General features: G+C 74.0%; 5 protein-coding genes. All 5 read right to left on the reverse strand.

What is annotated here, in order from left to right:
* Window position 1: 1 nt before the first annotated feature.
* From ACY34K_RS12835 to ACY34K_RS12855, 5 genes are read right to left on the reverse strand one after another with little or no spacing between them, the layout of a single operon-like run.
* Window positions 2–1,150, reverse strand: coding sequence for a pyridoxal-phosphate dependent enzyme (locus tag ACY34K_RS12835; RefSeq protein ID WP_462746387.1), 1,149 nt, complete (start codon window positions 1,148–1,150; stop codon window positions 2–4).
* Entirely contained in the window at window positions 1,147–2,703 is a 1,557-nt protein-coding gene (locus ACY34K_RS12840) for a condensation domain-containing protein (protein WP_462746388.1), read from the reverse strand. The genes ACY34K_RS12835 and ACY34K_RS12840 overlap by 4 nt, the downstream gene beginning before the upstream one ends.
* Complete coding sequence (locus tag ACY34K_RS12845) at window positions 2,703–13,094, reverse strand: amino acid adenylation domain-containing protein (protein ID WP_462746389.1); 10,392 nt, start codon at window positions 13,092–13,094, stop codon at window positions 2,703–2,705. Before ACY34K_RS12845 ends, ACY34K_RS12840 begins: the two co-directional genes overlap by 1 nt.
* Complete coding sequence (locus ACY34K_RS12850; RefSeq protein WP_462746390.1) at window positions 13,091–17,506, reverse strand: type I polyketide synthase; 4,416 nt, start codon at window positions 17,504–17,506, stop codon at window positions 13,091–13,093. Before ACY34K_RS12850 ends, ACY34K_RS12845 begins: the two co-directional genes overlap by 4 nt.
* Window positions 17,499–20,945, reverse strand: coding sequence for a non-ribosomal peptide synthetase (locus ACY34K_RS12855; RefSeq protein WP_462746391.1), 3,447 nt, complete (start codon window positions 20,943–20,945; stop codon window positions 17,499–17,501). Before ACY34K_RS12855 ends, ACY34K_RS12850 begins: the two co-directional genes overlap by 8 nt.
* Window positions 20,946–20,947 lie beyond the last annotated feature (2 nt).

Here is a 20,947-nt window from a genome sequence, read left to right on the forward strand (position 1 = left end):
TTCACTCCATCCATGGAACGGGGTCGTGCGCGGCGGGGGCCGCCGCGGTGCGGTGCTCGGGCCGCCGGGCCTCCAGGACTTCCCGGAGGGGGCCGCACAGCGGCGGGCCCGGGAGGCCCGGGGCCGGCAGGCCGGGGCCCCCGGGCTCCGGGCCGGCGGGTTCGGGGCCGGCGGGTTCGGGGCCGGCGAGGTCGGGGCCGGCGAGGTCGGGGAAGTTGCCGGCCAGCCATTGCGGGTCGTACACCGTGTCCAGGTACTTGTCGCCGAGGTCCGCGGAGACGCCCACCACGACGCTGGTCTCCTGGAAGGTGTCGGCGTCCTGGGTGATGGCGTGCAGGACGTGGCCGGTCGAGCAGCCGACGAGCAGCCCGCGCTCGGACAGGACCTGGTGGCAGCGGCGGACCGCGTCCCGCTCGGCGATGTGCACGATGCGGTGGACGCGGGTGGCGTCCGCGATCTCCGGGGGCCGGCTGGTGCCGACGCCCGGGAGGGTGCGGCGGCCGGGCCGGCCGGTGCCGAAGGTGACCGAGCCCTCCGGTTCGACGGCGACGAGTTCGGTCTTGGGCGACCGCTCGGCGAACCTCCGGGCGATGCCCATCATGGTTCCGGTGGTGCCGGTGCCGACGTACAGATGGGTCACGTCGGGCACGGACCGCAGGATGTCGTCCGCCGTCCACTCGGCGTGCGCGGCCACGTTGGCCTGGTTGGCGTACTGGTTGAGCCAGACGCGGTCCCCGTCGGCGCCGACGAGCCTGCGCACCAGGTCGAGCCTGGTGCGCAGGTAGCCGCCCTGGGAGTCCTTGGCGGTGACGGTCTCGATCCGCCCGCCGTACGCCCGGATCGCCTTGACGTTCGCGGGCGAGGCGTTGGGGTCCATGACGCAGATGAACCCGTAGCCGCGCATCCGGCAGATCAGGGCGAGGGCGACGCCGAGATTGCCCGAGGAGGATTCGACGATCGTCGACCGTCCGGGGAAGAGCCGCCCCTCCCGCTCCAGCAGATCCACCATGAACAGGGCCGACTTCAGCTTGATCGAGCCGGTGATGTTGAAGCCTTCCAGCTTCAGCAGGGTCCGCCGGGCCGTTGTGAAGCCGGTGAGGTCGAAGAAGACGTCGGGGAAGTGGAGGTCGAGGGGGTTGGCAGTGATCACGTGGCGGCCTCCGGGGGCCTGGCGAGCGCGCCGAGGGGAGTGTCGGGGGCCTCGGTGACCGTGTCGATGAGGAAGGCCAGGTCCCCGACGATCCGTTCGACCGTCCGCTGCTCCAGCAGGGCGGTGGTGCAGTCCAGTTCCAGACGCAGGCCGTCCGGGGCCTCCAGGACGCTCAGGGTGAGGTCCAGCCGGCAGGTGAGGCAGGGCAGCTCGGGCAGGGCGGCGCGCGGGTCGCCCGCCACCCCGGTGAAGCCGCCGTCCGCCCAGGGGCCCGGGGCCGCGGGATCGGCCGTGACCATGTTGAAGAAGCCGTCGACGAGGGGGTCCTCGCTGACGTTGCGCCGGGCCGAGGCCCGCTCCACGATCGCGTCGTAAGGGTACTGGCTGTGGTCGAGACCGGCGAGGATGCCGTCGCGCACGGACTTGGCGAAGGCGGTGAAGGGCAGGGCCGGTTCGGGGAAGCTGCGCACCGGGACCGTGTTGACGAAGAGCCCCACCTCGTCGTCGAGGCCGGCGTCGGCCCGTACGTCGACGGGGAAGCCGATCACGACCTCGCCCTGGCCGGTGAACCGGTGCACGGCCAGGTGGTACACGGCCTGCAGGAACATGGCGGTCGTCAGCCCCTGCGACCGGCAGAAGGCGCGCAGGGCGGCCGTCCGCGCCGCCCCGAACTCCACGTAGGCGCGGCGGGAGTCGGTTCCGAACAGCTCCGGGTGGAGCTGGGCGGGAGCGAGGTCCACGCGCGCGTCGGAGGCGAAGACACCGTCCCAGTACTCGCCCGCACGGCGCAGGTCCGGTCCGTCCAGCCGGCTCTGCCGGACGGCGAAGTCCTTGTAGCCGGGGCCGAGGGCTTCGAGGGGCTCGCCGCGGTGGGCGCGGACGAAGTCGCGGGCGAAGACGGGCCGGGACGCGGCGTCGAAGACCAGGTGGTGCTTGTCGGTGAGGAGGTAGTGCAGGTCGGCGCGGACTTCCACGAGGCGGGCCCGCAGCAGCGGCGGGCGTTCCAGGTCGAAGGGGCGGACGAAGTCCCCGGTGTCCCCGTTCTCCTCGGGACGGAACGCGGGGTCGCGCACGTGCTCCAGCCGCAGGCGCACCTCCTCGTGGACGGTGGCCGCGGGCTCCTCGCCGTCCAGGTCGAAGCTCGTGCGGAAGCCTTCGTGCCGACGGATCAGGGCGTTGAGGGCGCCCTCGATGTGCGCGGGGTCCACCGGCCCGTCCAGCCGCACCACGTCCAGGATCTGGTAGGTGACGGACTCGGGGTAGAGCAGCTGGGTGTAGTAGAGCCGCTGCTGCCCGTGGGAGAGCGGGTACGAGGCGGCGGGCGGGGCGGGCGGGATGCGGGAGACGGCCCCGCGCGCCGTTCCCGCCCCGGCCTCGGTCACCATCCGCAGCAGGTCCTGCTTGTGCTCCCGTACGAGGGCGAGCAGGGCGTCGTCCACGCTGCCCCGGGGGGCGTCCAGTACGAGCCGGCCGTTGTCGGCCCGCAGCTGGACGCCCGCGGAGCGCAGCCGCGACATCAGCCGGGCGAGATCCACGTTCGAGGTGCCCCTCATCAGATGTAGAACTCCTCGTGGTCGCCCTCCGCGGCGGCGGTGGCGCCACCGGTCTCGAGCCACCTCAGGTTGTCGATGTGCTCGGCCAGACCGCGGGCGGTCGGCGTCGGGAAGAAGTCCATCAGCCGGACCTCGACACCGAACGCCTCACGCACCTCGGCCATGAGGGCCACGGCCTTGAGGGAGTGACCGCCCGCCTCGAAGAAGTTGTCGTCGAGGCCCGGGGCGTCCGTGGCCAGCGAACGGGCCCAGATGTCGAGCACCTTGCGCTGGGTCTGCGTCCTGGCCTCCGCCGGCCCGGTCGCCGGGGCGGCGTGGGGCTGCTCCGCGGGAGTGGGGAGCGGCAGGGCGCCCCGGTCGAGCTTGCCGCTGGCGTTCAGCGGGAGCCGCTCCAGGACCACGTAGGCGTGCGGCTGGAGGTAGGACGGCAGCCGGTCACGCAGGTGGGCGCGGGCGGCCTCGGCGACCGACTCGTCGCCGGACACCAGGTAGGCGCACAGCCGCGTCTCGCCGTCCGCGGCGCGGGCGACGACCCGGGCGTCGGTGACACCGGGGCAGCCGCGCAGCGCCTCCTCGATCTCGGCGGGTTCCACGCGGAAGCCGCGGATCTTGAGCTGGTCGTCGGTGCGGCCCATGAACTCCAGTGCTCCGCCGGGGAGCCGGCGGGCCAGGTCGCCCGTGCGGTACATGCGCTCGCCCGCGACGAACGGGTCGGGCCGGAACGGCCCGTCCGCGGCGTCCTCGGCGCCGAGGTAGCCGCGCGCCACGCCGTTTCCGGCGATGCACAGCTCGCCCGCGATGCCGTCGGGTGCCGGTTCGCCGTGCGGCATCAGCAGATACACGCGGGTGTCGTCGACGGGCGTGCCGATCGGGACGGAGACCGCGTCCTCCTCGACCGTGTCGACACGGTGGGCCGTGGCGTAGACGGTGCCCTCGGTGGGGCCGTAGGCGTTGATCAGCCGGCCGGGGCCGCAGCGCTCCACGATCCGGCGGGCGTGGTCGGCCGAGAGCCGTTCACCGGCCACCACCAGGGTGCCGATGGGGTCGAGGCACTCGGGCGCCAGGTCGGCCAGCAGGTGGAAGTGGCCGGTGCTGAAGAACGCCAGGCCGACCTCCTCGGCCTTGACGAGCCGGTGCAGGCTTTCCCGGTCCAGCAGTTCCTCGTGCGAGGGGCAGACCAGCGTCGCGCCGCCCAGGAGGGCGGTGTACATGCTGGCCGCGGAGACGTCGAAGCCCCAGCTGGTGGCCTGGAGGACCTTCTGGCCCTCCCGGACGGGCACGTACCGCGGGTTCAGCGTGATGCGGCGCAGGCCGGCGTGCTCGACGAGGACACCTTTGGGCCGGCCGGTGGAGCCGGAGGTGAACATGATGTACGCGAGGTCTGCGGGGCCGCCCACCGGCTCGGGGCGCTCCGCGCTCTGCCCGGCGATCCGGGCGTCGTCGGGGGTGATGAGCGCGAGCCCGTCGGGCAGGGCGGACGCGTCGGCGAGGTCGCTGATGAGCACACCCGCCCCGGCGGAGCCGAGCAGCTCGGTCACGCGGGCGAGCGGCGTGGACCGGTCGAACGGCACGTAGGCGCCGCCGGACTTCAGCACGGCGAGCATCGCGGTGACGGTGTCGTGCGCCGAGTCGAGGAGGATGCCGACGGGCTGCTCGCGCCGCACGCCGCCTTCGGCGCGCATCAGGTGGGCGAGGCGGTTGGCCCGCTCGTCGAGTGCGGCGTAGGTGAGCCGGACGCCGCCGCTGACGACGGCGGTGCGCTCCGGGGAGCGGTCGGCCGCGGCCTCGAACAGGGCGTGCAGGGTGGGGCCTTCGGTGCGGTCGGGGAAGTCCGCCGCGGGGCCCGCCGTGCCGGTGGTGAGCTCGGCCCGCTCCTCGTCGGTGATCAGCCGGTGCTCGGCCATCGGGGCGTCCGGGGCGGCCAGGGCCTGCTCCAGCAGCCGGGTGTAGTGGCGGCCCATCTGCTCGATGGTGTCCTCGTCGAAGACGTCGACCGCGTACTCCTGGATGACCTCGACGGAGTCCTCGCGCTCGTAGGCGGAGAACGTCATGTCCATCTTGGCGACGCCGATGCTGACCGGTTCCGGGGTGCCGATGGCACCGTCCATCTCGAACCAGGACTCGGCCAGGTCGGTGAAGACGAACATGAAGTCGAAGAGCGGGTTGCGGCTGGGGTCGCGCGGCAGGTTCAGCTCGCGGACCAGCTCCTCGAACGGGTAGGCCTGGTGCTGGAGCCCGTCGATGACGGCGGAGCGGACCTCACCGACGTACTCGCCGAAGGTCTTGCCCGCAGCGGGGGTGGTGCGCAGCGGGAGCGAGTTGCCGAACATGCCGATGATGTCGGCGCACGCAGGGTGGTAACGGCCGTCGACCGGCGTGCCGACCACCAGCTCCTCCTGGCCGGTGTACTTGGACAGGAGCAGGTTGAAGGCGCTCAGCAGCACCATGTACGGCGTGACGCGGTGGGTCTTGCAGTGTTCGCGGAGCCGGGCGGTCAGGTCGGTGCCCAGGGAGAAGGAGTGCCTCCGGCCCTTCATCTCCAGCACCGCCGGGCGGGGCCGCAGCGGGAAGGCCACGGGGCTCGGCGGGTTCTGGAACCGCTCCAGCCAGTAGGCGCGGTCGCCGGCGTAGGCCTGGGAGGTGCGGTAGAGCTGCTCCCACTCGGCGAAGTCCTTGTAGGTCAGCTGCGCGGGTTCCAGCGTCTCGCCCCGGTAGGCGGCGGACAGGTCGCGGAAGAGGACGCCCATGGAGCCCTCGTCGAGCACGATGTGCGGCAGGTCGAGCAGGACGACGTACTCCTCGCGGCCGGGCCGCTTGGCGAGGCCGGCGCGGATCGGCGGGCCGACGCGCAGATCGTGGGGCTCGGCCCAGGCGTCGACCAGGTCCTCCAGCGACTCGTCGGTGACGCCGAGGTCGGACAGCTCCACGTCGGCGGCGGGCGGGATCCGCTGGAGGAGCCGGCCGTTCTCCATGTGGAAGGTGGTGCGCAGGATGTCGTGCTTGGCCACCACGGCGTTCACGGCCCGGCGCAGCCGGTCGTGCTCCACGCCGCCGCGGACGATGTAGGCCATGGGGATGTTGTAGAGCCGGCTCTCGGGGTCCAGCGTCCACAGGAAGTACATCCGCTCCTCGGACGCCGACGCCCAGTAGGCGTCCTTGTCCCGGCTGCGCGGGATGGGCGCCAGCGGGTCGAAGACCCGGGCGGCCACGGCGTCCGCGAACTCCCGGAGGGTCGGGCGCTCGAAGATGGTGATGCCGGGCAGTTCGATGCCGAACGCCTCGCGGACGAGCTGGATGAGCCGGACGGCGGAGATGGAGTTGCCGCCGAGCTCGAAGAAGTCGTCGTCCATGCCGATGTCGGAGTGACCGAAGAGGGTGCGGGCGCAGCGCAGGACGGCCTCGTCCACGTGGTGGCGGGGCGGGGTGGCCGCCTGGCGGCGTCCGGTGTGGGCGCGCGGCTCCTCCAGTGCCTTGCGGTCGACCTTGCCGCTGTCGTTCAGCGGCAGGGCGTCCATCAGCACGATGTGCGCGGGAACCATGTAGTCGGGCAGCTGGGCGCGCAGGTCGGTGCGCAGCCGCTCGGGGACGAGGTCGGTGCCCTGTGCGGCGACGACGTAGGCGACGAGGTGGGAACCGCCTCCGTCGGGCTCGGGGAAGTCCTTGACGACGGCGTCGGCGACGTGCGGCAGGGCGTGCATCGTGCGCTCGATCTCGCCCAGTTCCACCCGCTGGCCGCGGACCTTCACCTGGTGGTCGTTGCGGCCGAGGATCTCTATCTGGCCGTCCTCGCGCCAGCGGGCCATGTCGCCGGTGCGGTAGACCCGGCCGGGCCGCTCCGGTTCGACCGGGTTGTGGTCGAGGAAGGCGTGGGCACCCGTGGGGGTGTCGGTGAGGTAGCCGCGGCCGACCGGTACGCCGGCGACGAGCAGCTCGCCGCGCACGCCCGGCGGCAGCAGCTGGAAGTCGTCGCCCACGATGTAGACGGAGGCGTTGCGGATGGGCTTCCCCGTCGGCGTGAGGTCGCCGTCCGGTACGGGGGTGACGGGGTGCAGGACGTCGTCGGCGGTCTCGGTGGCTCCGTAGGCGTTGGACATCACGATCCCGGGGAACCGCTCGTACCAGCGGGCGACGAGCGCGGGCTTGAGCGGCTCGGCCTGCAGGACCACGTGGTGCAGGGCGGCGAACATGCCGTCGCGGCCGCCGAGGTCGAGCTCGTCGAGCATCATCGCCAGGTAGCTGGGGACGAGTTCCAGCACCGTGACGCCGTCGCGGTCGATGTGGCGGATGAAGGCGGCCGGGTCCTCGACGACGCTGTCGGGATAGACGCGGACGGTGCCGCCGGTGAGCAGCGGTGCCACGAACTGCCACACGGAGATGTCGAAGGAGCTGGGCGCGTTCTGCGCGAGGACGGCCTCGCCGTCGACGCGGTAGTCCTCGATCTTGGCGAGGACGTGGTTGAGCATCGCCCGCTGCTCGATGACGATGCCCTTGGGCTCGCCGGTCGAGCCGGAGGAGAACATGATGTACGCGGCCGCGTCCATCGGGCGCGGCAGGGCGGCCGGGGCCGGGTCGCGGTCGCGCGACGCCTCGGCGAGCAGTTCGGAGAAGCGCAGCCAGGTGACCGTGCCCTCGGGCCGCTCGGGCTCGTGGGCGGCCTCGGAGACGACCGCGGCGGCGTTGCTCAGGCGCAGCACCTTCTCGTGGCGCTGGAGCGGGTGCCTGGGCTCCAGCGGAACGTAGGCGGCCCCGCACTTCCACAGCGCGAGGATCGTCACCAGGAAGTCCTCGGAACGGGGCAGCCGGATGCCGACCACGGTCTCGGGGCCGATGTCCAGCCGGCGGCGCAGGGCGGCGGCCAGCCCGCCGGCGCGCTCGTCGAGTTCGGCGTACGTGAGGGCGCGGTCCTCGCACACCACGGCGGTGCGGTCGGGGGTGCGGGCGGTCTGCTCCTCGATCAGCTCGCCGACGGTGCGCGAACCGAGCTCGGTCTCCGGGCCGCGGCCCCAGCGCAGCAGCCGGGCCCGCTCCTCGGCGTCGAGGAGGTCGAGCGCGGACAGCGACTGGCCGCTGTCGGCGGTCATCTCGACGAGGAGGTTGCGGAAGAGCGCGGGCAGCTGTTCGGTGACGGCCTCGGAGAGCGACTCCAGCTGGGTGTCGAAGTCGCAGCGGTACCCGGCGCCGGTGTCGGTGACGGTGACGGTGAGCGGGTAGATGGCGTGCCGGACGGGGGTCACCCCGGCCTCGGTCATCCGCAGGCCGTCCATCACCGGCAGGGTGACCTCGCGGTCGAAGGCCAGCACGGTGCGGAAGACGCGGCCGGCGCGGCCGGGCCGGGCGGCGCCGCGGTCCAGGGCGTGGACCGTCTCCGCGAACGGGTGCGCCTCGTGTTCCATGGCGTCGAGGATCTGGCCCTGGATCTCGTCGACGGCGGTGCCGATCTGCGCGGCGCCGTCGACCGAGAAGCGCAGGGGCAGCAGGTTGGTGCAGTAGCCGATGGTGTCCGTGAACTCCGGCGTGCGCGCCGCCGACGGGACGAGGAGCATCACGTCGCGCTGGTCGAGGAGGCGCTGCAGGAGCGCGCCCCAGGCGGTGACCAGGTAGGCGAAGACGGTCACGCCCTGGGCGGCGGCCTCCCGCCTGAGGGTTTGCAGCAGCTCTCCCTCCAGCTGCATGGTGCGGCGCTCGCTGCGGAAGGTCGGCAGGGCGTGCTGGGCGGCTGCCGGGAGCTCGATCTCGGGAGCGTCCCGGGTGAGGTCCGCCCAGTGGCGGCGGTGGTCGGCGGCCTCGGGAGCGGCGGCCGTCCGTGCCTGGTGGGCCAGGAAGTCGCGCAGCTGCGGTACGGGGGCGAGCCCGGCGTCCCTGCCGGTGCGGGCGGCGTTGTAGAGAGCGGCCAGGTCGCCGAGCGCGGGCACCGTGGACCAGCCGTCGGCGGCCAGGTGGTGCACGGAGAGGTGCAGGAGGTGGCGCTCGGGAGCGGTGCGGACCACGGTGACCCGGAACAGCGGGCCGTTCAGCAGGTCGAAGTGGCGGCCGGCCAGTTCGCCGGCGAGGGTGCGGAGGGCCTCGTCGTCGGCGGCCTCCTCGAAGTGGAGCACCGCGTCGAGCGGGACGTCGGCGGCGGCGCGCACCAGGATGGTCTCGCCGTCGGCGCTCATGGTCATGCGCAGCGACTCGTGGCGGGCGAGCAGCCCGCTGACGGCGGTGCGCAGGGCGGCCTCGTCGAGCGGGCCGTCGAGCCAGAAGTCGGCGTTCAGGTTGTAGGCGAGGGAGCCGCCGTCGTTGAGGTTGGCCAATGCCCAGAGCTGCTTGTGGGCTCGGCTCGCCGGAAAGGAGACGGCCCCGGCGGGGGTGCCGGCCGGCGCGGAGGCGGCGGGGGCGGAGGCCGCGGGCGCGAGGGCCGGGAGCGGGGCGCCGGAGGCCGCGGAGCTCAGCGGCGGAAGCAGTTTGTGCTCGCGCAGTTCACCGACGGAGTCGCTGATCGCCTGCCGGACCCTGGTCAGGTCGTCGTCGTCGTGCGACGTGGACAGGAAGCAGCAGCGCCACTCCCAGATGTACACGCCCTTGTGCAGGAGGTTGTAGAAGAACAGGTCCATGTTCGCGTCGTGCTCGAACCGGAACAGGGACGTGAAGCGGTCGACGGTGATGGGGACTTCGAGGGCCTTGAAGTCAGCGTTCAGGGCGTCCGTGAAGCGGGCGGTCTTCTCGGCGAGGCCGGCCTGGAGGGCGGGGCCCTTCGCCTTCAGCTCGTCGAGGACGGTCTTGGCCGCCACCATCGACAGCGGGTGCTGGCAGAACGTACCGCCGAAGAAGGTGGACTCGACGGTGGGGAAGGAGTCGTCCCCGAAGTGCCAGACACCGCCGTCGATGGCGTCCATCACGCCGCCCCGGCCGGCCACCACGCCGAGGGGCAGGCCGCCGCCGATGACCTTGCCGTAGGTGCAGATGTCGGCCTGGATGTCGTACAGGCCCTGGATGCCGCCGGGGTGGGTGCGGAAGCCGGTGACCATCTCGTCGAAGATCAGCTTGGCGCCGTGCTTGTGGGTGAGGCGGCGCAGCGCCCGCAGGAACTCGGGCTGCTGGTCGCCGGGGTGGCGCGTGGTGACGGGCTCGACCATGACGGCGGCGAGTTCGCTGCCGTGGCGGTCGATGAAGGTGAGCGCCTCCTCCGTGCCGAACTCCAGGACGTAGACGTCCTCGATGCTGCGCTGGGTGACACCGGTGGCGATGGGCTTGGTCCGCAGGTCGCCGTCGACCCAGGTCGGGGCGGCGAGCACGCCGTCGGAGTGCCCGTGGTAGCTGGTGGAGAAGATGACGATCTTGTCGCGCCCGGTGGCGGCGCGGGCCAGCCGCACCGCGTTCATCACGGCCTCGCTGCCCGTGTTGACGAAGGCGACGCGGTCCATGCCCGTCAGTTCGAGGATGGAGGCGGCCACCTCCTCGGCCAGCTCGGTGCGCGGGCCGAGGCCGAAGCCGACGTCCATGCGCTCGCGCAGGGCGCTCACGATCGGCTCGTGCTGGTGGCCGAAGAGGTGGACACCGAAGCCCATGGTGAGGTCAACGTACTCATTGCCGTCGAGGTCCCACAGGCGGGCCTTGCGGCCCTGCTCGGCCACGATGGGGTAGAGCAGTTCCTTGGTGGACATGCGGAAGCCGATGGTGGACCGGCTGTCGGCGATCACGGGGCGGAACTTCTGCGCGTAGTCCTTGGACTTGCGGGTGCGCTCGGAGAACCGCTTGATGAAGCCGTCCAGGTACTCCTTGCGGGCCACGGTGTCGGCCGGGAGGTTGGCGGCGGCACGCATCCGGGGCGCGAGCGGCACCTTGGGGGTGGGTGCGGCGCCCCCGGCGGCCGGGGCAGGGGCCGGGACGACTGCGGGAGCCGCGGGAGCCGGGACGGCCGCGGGAGCCGCAGGGGCCTGCTCGGCCGGGGGCGCGACAGCCGCGGCGGGAGCGCCGGTGTGGCTGCCCTGGAGGAGATCCAGCTGACGGCTCATCAATTTCAGTTGCTCGGCCGCGATCCGCTCGATCACCGACACGGGCGCGCCCGGCACCGCGTCCCGGGCCGCGGCGGGCACGGGTGCGACCGGTACGGCGACGGGTGGCACAGGCGCGGCCGGAGCGGGGACGACCGGCGCCACGGGGGCGGGCGCCACGGCAACGGGCGGCGCAGCGGCGGGCGCGGGGGCCGGCGCCGCGGCCACGGGGGCGGCGGCAGCGGGCGCGGCGGGGGCCGCCTCTGCGGGCTGGGCACCACCCGCGCCCGGCAGGCGCTGCGGGTCCGCGTTCTCGCCCAGGTAGTCGGCCAGTTCGTCCAGCGTCTGGAACTCCCGGAAGAACTGACGCATCGACAGTTTGCAGCCGTACCGCTCCTCCAGTGGCTGGAGGATGCTCAGCAGCAGCAGCGAGTCCGCGCCCATCTCCAGGAAGGGGACGTGGGCGTCCAGGTCGTCCGGCTCCATCTTGAAGCGGGCGGCGACGATGGTCCGCAGCTCGGCGAGAAGAAGGTCCTTCATGGTGTCGTCCTCAGTCGGTTCGTCTGCGGGCATCGGCTCGGACCGTTCGGCGACCGGCGCGGCGGGCTGGGGAAGTGCGGCGGCCGGCGCGGCGGGCTCGGGCCGGGCGGCCGTCACGGCCCGAGCCGCCGTCACGGCCGGCTCGTCCACCGGACCGGTGTCGGGCCAGTGGCGCTTGCGGATCATGGGATGGGTGGGCAGGGGCAGCCGGCGGCGCGTCTCCCCCGCGTACAGCGCGTCGAAGGCGACGGTCCGGCCGGCGAGCCAGCGGCTGCCGAGTTCGGCGAGCGGTCCGGTCCCGGCGTACGGAACGGTGACCCGGCTCTCGCCGGACGGGACCGCCTCGCCCTCGCCGTAGCGGCCCTCGGCGATGGCCGCCGCGGCCGCCTCCCCGTCGGCCGCCACCAGCATCCGCCGGTAGCGGTAGGACTGGCGGCCGCTCTGGAGGGTGTGGGCCACGTCCGCGGGCGCGGCCTCGGGGTGGTCCTCCAGGTAGCGGCGCAGGTTGTCGGTGGCGAGGTCGAGCGCCTCGGGGCTGCGGGCCGACCACACGAAGAGGTGTTCGGCGCCGGCGGTCGGACCGCTGACGGGCTCCGGTGCCTCCTCCACGATCACGTGCGCGTTGGTGCCGCCGATGCCGAGGGAGTTCACCCCGGCGATGCGGCGGCCCCGCACGGGCTCCCACTCCATCGCCTGCGCGGCGACGAAGAAGGGGCTGCCGAGGAAATCGATCTCGGGGTTGGGCCGGTCGAAGTGGAGGCTCGCGGGGATGCGGCGGTGGCCGAGTGCCAGCACCGTCTTGATGAGCGCGGTGACGCCCGACGCCGAGTCCAGGTGGCCGACGTTGGACTTGACCGAGCCGATCGCGCACACGGCGCGCCGGTCGGTCCCGAACGCCTGGGTGAGCGCCTTGAACTCGACGCCGTCGCCCAGTGGCGTCCCCGCGCCGTGCGTCTCCACGTACGAGATGTCCCCGGCGCTCACGTCAGCGGCGGCCAGGGCCTCGCGCACCGCCCGCGCCTGGCCGTCGACGCCGGGCGCGGTGTAACCGGCGCGCTGCGCGCCGTCGTTGTTCACCACGGAGGCGCGGATGACTCCCAGCACGGTGTCCCCGTCCTCCAGGGCGTCCTCCAGGCGCCGCAGGACGACGACGGCGGCGCCGTCTCCGAAGATCAGTCCCCTGCCGTCGGCGTCGAAGGACCGGCAGCGGCCGTCCGGCGACAGCGTGCCGCCCGCCCGGTGGAGGTAGCCGGTGTGCTGCGGCAGGCGCAGGGCGACGCCGCCGGCGAGGGCGATGTCGCACTCGCCGTCGAGCAGTTGCTGGCACGCCAGGTGGACCGCCACCAGGGAGGTGGAGCAGTAGGTCTGCACGGTCAGCGCCGGCCCGGTGCAGTCGAGCCGGTAGGCGACCTTGGTGGCGAGCGCGTCGGGCTCGTTGCCCGCCTTGACGAACGAGTCCGTCACGTTGTCGTACTCGGGACGGTCGAGAAGGTCCTGGTAGCCGCTGCGGCGGGTGCCCGCCACGACGCCCACGGGCCCGTCGAAGGTGCCGGGCCCGTGCCCGGAGCGTTCCAGCGCCTCGTGGCAGATCTCCATGAAGATCCGCTGCTGCGGGTCGGTGAGTTCGGCCTCGCGGCCGGTGCAGCCGAAGAAGGACGCGTCGAAGTACTCGACGTCGCGCAGGTGGGCGCCGCGCTTGACGTAGTCCGGGTGGGCGAGCGAGTCCGGGTCGACACCGGCTCGGATCAGCTCGGCGTCGGTGTAGGTGCGTACCGTCTCCCGCCCCTCGTCGAGCACGCGCCACAGCTCTTCCACACTGTCGGCGCCGGGAAAGCGCCCGGCCATCCCGATGATCGCCACACTGGGGTGCTCACTCACGCGTCCCGGTCCCTTCTGCTGTCGCGGCGGGCGGAACGCCTGCGGGAGCGCAGGTCCGCCCGCTGTTCCGCCTTCGCCATCGAGTCGTCGGCGGGGGTCTCCCCGCCGGACGTGACACCCGCGTCGGCCCGGATCCGGGCCGCGAGGTGGTCCACGGTGGGTGCCGCCAGCACATCGGTGGCCTGCAGCGGGATGCCCAGTCGCGCTTCGATCCTGAGCGCGAGTTCGACGACGAGCAGCGAGTCGCCGCCCATGTCGAAGATGCTGCGGTCGTACTGGTCGACCTCGGTCCTCAGCACGTCGCCCCAGACCTCGGCCAGCCGCCGCTCCAGCCCGGGTCCGAGGTCGGGTGCGCCGGCGGCGGGTGCCGCGGGGGCGCTGTCCGGGGCGTCGCCCAGTGGCGCGGCCCAGCGGCGCCTGCGGGCGTCGAGGTCGACGGTGGAGACCGCGACCCGGCGCTCCGCGGTGTGCCGGAGCACCAGGTCGAAGGCGGCGACGCCCTCGTCCGGCCGCAGGGCGAGGGAGCGCAGTTCCTGCCGTGCCGCACCGCCGGCGGCGGGTGAGGCCGGGCCGGAGTCCGTGCCCTCGGCCGAGGGGACGTCCCAGCCCTCCCAGTCGACGCTGAGCCGGCGCTCGCGGCCGAGGGCCAGGGTGTCGAGGAAGGTGTTGGCGGCCGCGTACGCCGCGTATCCCATGCCGCCGACGACCGACGACAGCGAGGAGACCATGCAGCCGAAGTCCGGTTCCCGGCCGGCGAACACGTCCTCCAGGACGAGGGCGCCGAGGACCTTGGGCGCGAGGGTGGCGCGCCAGTCGTCCCGGCCGGTGGCGCCGATCCACTGGACGGCGTCGGTGAGCGGGACGCCGGCGGCGTGGAACCAGCCGTCCACCCGGCCGAACCTGCGGGTCGCCTCCGCCACCACCGCGGCCATGGCGGTGCGGTCGGTGACGTCCGCGGCGGCGGTCATCACCCCGCCCGCGTCCCGGGCGAGTTCGCTCAGGGCGGTGACCCTGGCGTACTGCGGGTGGTCGGGGGTGTGGGCGGCGAGCCAGCGGTCGTACGCGTCCGGTTCGGGCACGGCCGTACGTCCCGTGAGGACGAGCCGGGCGCCGTACCGCCGCGCGAGATGGCCGGCGAGGGCGAGCCCGATGGCGCCGAGGCCGCCGGTGATCAGGTAGACACCGCCGTCCTTCAGGGCGACGGGGCCTTCGGCCGCCCGCTCGGGGGCGATCCGTGCGAAGGACTGCGTCCAGCGGTGGCCCCTGCGCAGGGCGACGAAGGTGTCGCCGGCCGCGGGCGCGGCGCCGAGTTCGGCGAGCAGGGTGCCGGCGTCCAGCGGCCCCTCTCCCGGGTCGAGGGCGTCGCAGCTGATGCCGGCGTACTCCTGGGGGATCACCCGGACGGCCGCCGTCACGGTGGAGGTGGCCGGGGCGAGCGGCTCGCCGCCCAGGACGTCGAAGAGGTGGCGGGCGACGACGGAGAGGCGGGTGGTTCCGGTGCGCTTGGCCCGGCCGAGGGCCGCCGCGGTGTCCAGCAGGCCGTACAGGCCACGCTGGTGGGCCCGCTCGGTCTGCTCGGGGGTGGGCAGGCGGCCGTCGCCGGCGGGGGCCGCCTCGTCGTCCAGCGACCAGAGGTGCACGATCCGGTCGGGCAGCGAGCCGTGCTCCGCCAGCCGGGTGAACAGGGAGCGGTAGCCGTCGGCGTCGGCCGGGTCGAGGGTGTAGGTGTGCGGGCCGGTGCGCTCGTAGCGGTCCCCGGCCCGTACGGACACCGCTTCGACGCCCTGCGCGGCGAGGGCGGCGCGCAGGCGTTCGCCGAGGCCCGACCGGTCCTCGAAGAGCAGCCAGGGCGAGCCGGTGGCGGGGGTGGCGTGGACGGCCGTGCGGACCGCGCCGGCGCGCTGCCAGGACTCCGTGTGGAGCCATTCCTCGGGCCGTTCCGCCCGGCGGGGCGCGGTGTCGGCCGGGGCGTCGGGCTGGCGCAGGAGCCGCCGGCGGTCCAGCGGGTGGGTGGGCAGCGGCACGCGGCGCCGGGTTCCGCCCCACCACTCCGACCAGTCCACGTCGGCGCCGGCCGACCACAGGGCCGCCGCGGTGTCGAGGAGCCGGGCGGGCAGGTCGCCGGGGGCCGCCCCGGTGCCGGGCAGCGCCAGGAGGCGGCTCTGGAGGCGTCCGTGGGCGTGGATCGCCTCGGTCTCGTGGGCGTCCGGGGCCATCGCGAGGACCACGCCCCCCGGCCCGGGGTCGGCGGCGGCGACGGCTTCGGCGAGGCGGGTGCCGGCCGTCAGGGCGTCGTCGGTCCAGTGCCGGGCGTCGGTGCCGGCGGGGTCCAGTTCCTGGCCGCGCACGGCGGAGAAGAAGGGCACCGAACCGGGACCGATCCGCAGCTCCGGGAGCTGTCCCCGCCCGCCGCCCGCACCGGCGGCGTCCGGCGGCCCGGCGCGCAGGGCCAGTCGGGCGAGGACTCCGGCGAGCGGGAGCACGCCGGTGGCGCAGGCGGCGGCCAGTTCCCCGGTGCCGGCGCCGGCGACCGAGCCGGGCCGGAGCCCGGACCTGGTCCACAGGGCGGCCAGCGTGTACGAGGACAGGAAGGAGGACAGCTCCCGCAGCCCGGGCTCGGGCCGCCCGCTGAGCGCGCCGGACACGACGGCCGCGGCGTGCTCCGGGGTGAGGCCGCTCTCGGTCAGCAGCCGTTCGGCACGGTCCAGCCGGGCCCTCACCGGGCCGCCGTCCTGGGCGAGCCAGGCCAGCGGCGTGCAGCCGCCGCCCAGTACGAGCGTGACGGGCGGGGCGAACTCGGCGGCCCGGTCGTGGGGCAGCCCGGCGGCGGCCCGCAGCTGGGCCGCGACCTGGCCGTGGGTCGTGCCGCGCACGGCGTACCGGTGCGGGAAGGAGCGCCGTCCGGTGCGCAGGGTGTGGGCGACGTCCGCGAGCGGCGGGGCGTCCGGGGCTTCGAGCCGGTCGGCCAGCGCGGTGAGGGCGGTGTTCAGCGCCTTCGGGGTGGTGGCGCTCACCGGGACGAGCTCGGGCAGTTCCGTGGCCGGCCGGGGCGGGGGCGCGATGGCCGGGGCCTCTTCCAGGACCGCGTGGGCGTTGGTGCCGCCCATGCCGAAGGAGCTGACGCCGGCGCGGCGCGGGCCGTGGACGGCGGGCCAGTCCAGCAGCTTGTCGTTGATGTAGAAGGGGCTGTCGTCGAGGCCGAGTTCGGGCAGCGGCCGGGTGAAGTGCGGATGGGGCGGGATCTTGCCGTGGTGGAGGGCGAGGACCGCCTTGATGAAGCCCGCGATGCCGGCGGCGCCGGCCAGGTGGCCGATGTTGGCCTTGACCGAGCCGAGGGCGCAGAAGGCGGTGTCCGGTGTGCCGGCGCCGAACACGTCGCGCAGTGCGGCGAATTCGACCGGGTCGCCGAGCGCGGTCCCGGTGCCGTGGGCCTCGAGGAGGCCGATGCTGCGGCTGTCGACCTCGGCCACGGCGTGCGCCTCGCTGATCGCGTCGCGCTGCCCGGCCGTACCGGGCGCGGTGAAGCCGACCTTGCGCGCGCCGTCGTTGTTGACGGCGGTGCCCTTGACCACGGCGAGGATGCGGTCGCCGTCCTCGATCGCGTCGCTCAGCCGCTTGAGCGCGGCGATGCCGACCCCGTCACCGAACGCCGTGCCCGAGGCCTCCGCGTCGAAGGGGCGGCAGCGGCCGTCGGGCGAGAACATCAGCCCGTCCTGGTACAGGTAGCCGGGCCGCGGGGCGACGTGCACGGACACCCCGCCGGCCAGCGCGATGTCGCACTCCCCCGCCACCAGGCTCTGTACGGCGAGGTGGACGGCGACCAGCGAGGTCGAGCAGCCGGTCTGGACGTTGACGCTCGGGCCGGTGAGCCCGAGCTTGTAGGACACCCGCGTGGGCAGGTAGTCCTTGTCGTTGGTGAGCATGAGCTCGGTGCCTTCGAGCGACAGCAGGTCGACGGTCCGGCCCAGCACGTTGGTGAGGTAGGTGTTCATGGACGACCCGGCGAACACGCCGACGACGGGCTGTCCGTCCGGGTCCCCGGCGTAGCCGGTCGTCTCCAGCAGTTCCCAGGCGGTCTCCAGGAAGAGGCGCTGCTGAGGGTCGATCAGCTCGCCCTCGCGGGCGCTGTAGCCGAAGAACTCGTGGTCGAAGTCGTAGGGGTGGTCGAGGCCGCCGCGGGTGCGCACGTACCGCTCGTCGCCGAGCAGCGCCTCCGGTACGCCGGCGGCGCGCAGCTCCTCGTCGGTGTGGAACGTCACGCAGTCGTCGCCGGCGCTCAGCCGCCGCCAGAACTCGTCGCAGTCGCGGGCGCCGGGGAAGCGGCCGTGCACCCCGATCACGGCGACGTCGCCGGGACGCACGCCGTCGGCACCGTCCTCGAACGCCTCGGAGTGGTCCGTCTGCTCAGTCATCGTCTTCGCCTCCGGCGGTGTCGGTACGTCGGGCCCGGTGGCCGCGGCGCAGTGCCGCGCGGTTCACGTCTCGGTTGGCCGCCCGCCGGCGGGCGGCGCGGTCCCGCCCGCCGCGGTCGGTCTCCTCCGTCGCCGGCCGGCCCTCGCCCGGCTGCGCCGCCGGGGCCAGCCGGGCGGCCTGGCTGGCCACGGAGGGGTGGCCGAAGAGCTCGGAGACGGTGATCCGCCGCGCCTCGGGGATGTCCAGCAGCCGCCGGTGTACCTGGAGCAGGAGCAGCGAGGTGCCGCCGATGTCGAAGAAGTTGTCCAGGGCCCCGATGTCGTCCCGGCGCAGGACGTCGCGCCAGACGGCGGCCACGGCCTGTTCGAACCGGTTGCCGGGGGGCCGGGCGCCGGCGGGCGCCTCGCCGTTGCCGCGGGTGGCGGCCGACCGGGCCCGCGCCTCCGCCACGCCGCGGGCCAGTTCGCCCCGATCCACCTTCTGGTTGGGGTTGAGGGGCATGGAGTCCACGAACACGAAGGACGTGGGGACCATGTACGGCGGCAGGGCGTCGTGCAGGCGGGTCCTCAGCTGTGCCTCCGCGGGTGGGGCCGCCGGGTCCGCCGGCGCCACGCATGCGGTCAGCCGGCGTCCGGCGCCGCTGCCGTCGCCCTCCACCAGGACGATGGAGCGGTCGACGCCGTCCTGCCGGTCGAGGACCGCCTCGATCTCCTCCAGTTCGATGCGGTAGCCGCTGATCTTCACCTGGTTGTCGACCCGGCCGAGGATCTCGACGAGTCCGTCGGCGGTGACGCGGGCGAGGTCGCCCGAGCGGTACATGCGACCGCCGCCGCCCGCGAACGGGTCCGGGAGGTAGCGCTCGGCGAGCAGCTCGGGCCGGTCCAGGTAGCCGCGGGCCACCGCCTGTCCGCCGATGTAGAGCTCCCCGGGCACCTCCGCCGGGACCGGCCGGCGCCGGGCGTCGAGGATGTAGACGGAGGCGTTGGCGAGCGGTGTGCCGACGGGCACCGACGTGCCGGTGCAGTGCTCGGGGCGCACGTCGTGGGCGGTGACGCACACGGTGGTCTCGGCGGGGCCGTACAGGTTCCAGAGGGTTCCGCACCAGGGCAGGGCCGAGCGGGCGAGGTCCGCGGGGAGCAGTTCGCCGCAGGCGAAGGTGTGCCGGAGCACCAGCCCGGCGCTGCCCGAGGCCGCCACCTCGGAGGCGAGCCCGTGGAGCGCGGAGGGTGTCTGGTTGAGGTGGGTCACCGCCTCGTCGACGAGCAGCCGGCGGAAGGCGTCGGGGGCCCGGGCGACGTGGGCGGGGACGACGACCAGGCGGGCACCGGAGAGCAGGGAGCCCCACAGTTCCCACACGGAGACGTCGAAGGCGGTGGAGTGGAACAGGGTCCATACGGCGTCGGGGTCCGGGGTGACGTGCTCGCGCATCGCCTCCACCAGGCTCAGGACGTTGCGGTGCTCGACGTCGATGCCCTTGGGGACGCCGGTGGAGCCGGAGGTGTAGACGGTGTAGAGCAGGTCGCCGGCGGTCGGGCGCACCGGAGCGCCGGTGGCCGCGCCGGGCTCCTTCGCGGTGGGCGGCTCGCCGTCCACGTGGAGGACCCGTACGCTCTCGCCGGCCTGTGTGAGGAGGCCGGCGAGAGACCGGGTGGTCAGGACCACGGACGCGCCACAGTCGCCGAAGAGGAACGCGAGCCGGGCCGGCGGGTGGTGAGGGTCGAGCGGGACGTAGGCCGCCCCGGCCTTGAGGGTGCCGATCAGCGCGACGAGCGTCTCGACGGACGGTTCGATCAGGAGGGCCACCCGGTCGCCGTGCCGCACCCCGTGCGCCCGCAGCGCGGCGGCCCACGCGGTGCCCAGGGCGTCGAGCTCGCGGTAGGTCAGTTCGCGCCCGCCGCAGCGCACGGCGACGCGGTCGGCGTGGGCGAGGGCGGATTCCTCGAACCGCCGCAGAAGGCTGTCGTCTTCGGCGACGACCGGTTCGGGCGCCGCGCCCGCGGCCCGCGGGGCCCCGGGCTCGGCGACCAGCGGGAGCTGGGCCACGGCGCGCGACGGGTCGTCGAGTGCGGCACCGAGCAGGACGGAGAAGTTCTCGATCAGGCGGCGCATGGCCGTCGCGGAGAACAGCGCCGGGCGGTACTTGAGCGTGCCCAGCAGGCGCTCGCCGTCCTCGACCATCTCCAGCTGGAGGTCGAGCTGGCCCTCCTGCTGCGGCAGCCGCCACGGGCTCAGCTCCAGGTCCGCCCAGGGGACCGGGGGCCGGTCGCCCGCCTCGTCGCCCCAGTGGAGCGCCGCGAGGCCGGGGAAGACCGCGGGCTTCTGGTACACGAACATGCTCTGGAAGACCGGGTTGACGCCGGGGGTGCGGCGCGGCGCCAGCTCCTGCACCAGCCGCTCGAAGGGGTAGTCCTGGTACTCCAGCGCCTCGGTGACCGTGGTCCGGGTCCGCCGGACCAGTCCGGCGAAGGACTGCTCGCCGCTCAGGTCGGCACGGAGCACCACCGGGTCGGTGAAGTAGCCGGCGCAGCCGAGGAACCGCGGTTCGGTGCGCCCTGCGACGGGCACGCCGACGAGGACGTCGTCCTGTCCGGTGTAGCGGGCGATCAGCGCCTGGAACGCCGCCAGCTGCACGATGTAGGGGGTGGTGTTCTCCTGCCGGGCGAACGCCACGAGCCGCTTGGTGAGTTCGTCGTCGAGGGTGAAGTACTCGGAGGCTCCCGGCTCGGCCGCGGCCTGCGGGTCGGTGCGGAAGGCGGGCCACCGGGTGGTCTCCAGTTCCCCGGAGAGCCGCGCGTGCCAGTAGGCGGCGGCGCCCGGTCCCCGTTCGTCCGCGAGGTAGTCGCGCTGCCAGGTGACGAAGGAGTGGTACGGGGTGTTGCCGGCGGGCAGGCGGCCCTCGCCCCGGCCGCGTTCGGCGAGGTAGAGGGTGCCCAGTTCGTCCAGCAGGAGCTCCAGGGTGCGGAAGTCCGCGACCAGGTGGTGGATCACGAGGAGCAGTACGGCCCGGTCGGGGGCGGTGCGGAACACCTCGGCCCGGACCGGCGGTCCCTTCACCGTGTCGAAGGGCTGCCGGTAGGAGGCGCGCACGGCCTGCCGCAGCCGCTCCGGCGACCAGCCGGTGGCGTCGGTCTCGGCCCAGCCCGGCTCCAGCCAGCCGTGCACGATCTGCCGTGTGTCCCCCTCGCGTTCGGCGAAGGTGGTGCGCAGCGCCTCGTGGCGGCCCGCCAGTGAGCGCAGCGCGTCGCGCAGGCCCGCGGGGTCGAGGGGGCCCGCGACGCGGGCCGCGAAGGAGATGTTGTACGAGGCTCCGTCCGGGTCCATCCGGTTGAGCAGCCACATGGAGCGCTGCCCGTACGAGAGGGGGTGTTCGGTGCGGAGGGACGCGGCGCGGCGGCGGAGTTCGGCTTCGATCCGCTTGCGCAGGGATAGGTCGGCCATGT

The organism is Streptomyces sp. STAM6 (genome assembly GCF_054963715.1).